The 882-nt window shown below is 48.6% G+C and carries 1 protein-coding gene; it reads left to right on the plus strand.

Going from position 1 to position 882, the window contains the following annotated elements; all coding sequences use genetic code 11:
• Window positions 1-882: hemagglutinin repeat-containing protein (locus ACFINO_RS10120; RefSeq protein WP_375655691.1), on the plus strand; the 882-nt coding region annotated here is incomplete at both ends.

Below are 882 nucleotides of genomic sequence, written 5' to 3' on the forward strand. Positions count from 1 at the left end.
TATAAAAATAAACCAGAGTGCCAACCCTAACAACCAACAGCATTTGCAAAGTGCTTCAATGAGTGTTGGCTACGGTTATGGGAGTGGCGGTTCAGGCTGGAGGGGCAATGCTTCTTTTGGAAAAGGAAGAGGCTCCAGTGAACAGGTACACCAGAAGAACAGCCATATTATAGGCACGGGCACTGTTCATAGCAACAGTGGGGGAAACACCACACTAGCGGGGGGTGTGGTTTCTGCAAACCGTGTAGAGATGGGTGTTGGTGGTGATTTCACCATTACAAGCCACAGTGATACGGGACAAAGTTCCAGCAAGCAAAACTCTGTTTCTGTTGGCTTTAATGGTGGAAAAAAGGATGATGCGGCGACAACCAATCTCGCCTTGAACAAGGATAAAACCTTTAGCGATTATCACAGTGTTGTGGAACACTCCGGCATCAAAGCGGGTGATGGCGGCTTTGAGATCAACGTTAAAGATACAACAACCCTGACCGGGGGGATTATCGACAGCAGTGCATCAGCCGACAAAAACAAACTGACCACCGGAACCATCACCACGAGTGATATTGCCAACAGTGCTAAAGCGCAAGCCAGCAGCCAGGGTTTAAGCCTTGCTACGGGTGGTCCCATGTCTCAGGGCAAATACGGTCTTGCGAAAAACATCGCTAAAAATGTTTTGGATCACGCAAAAGAGCAGGATTCAGCGGAAGGGCAAACCAAAGCTGCTATCAGCAATGGCACCATCATCCTGACAGATGAGGTTGAGCAAAAGGCATTGACAGGGCAAGATGTGGAACAAGTAATCGCCTCCCTTAACCGCGATACTGCCAACGCCCATAAGGGGGTACAACAGCTTGATGTTACCAAGCTGGAACAAATTGTCCA

The organism is Bartonella sp. AA83SXKL (assembly GCF_042196965.1).
In the GTDB taxonomy this organism is placed as follows: Bacteria; Pseudomonadota; Alphaproteobacteria; order Rhizobiales; family Rhizobiaceae; genus Bartonella.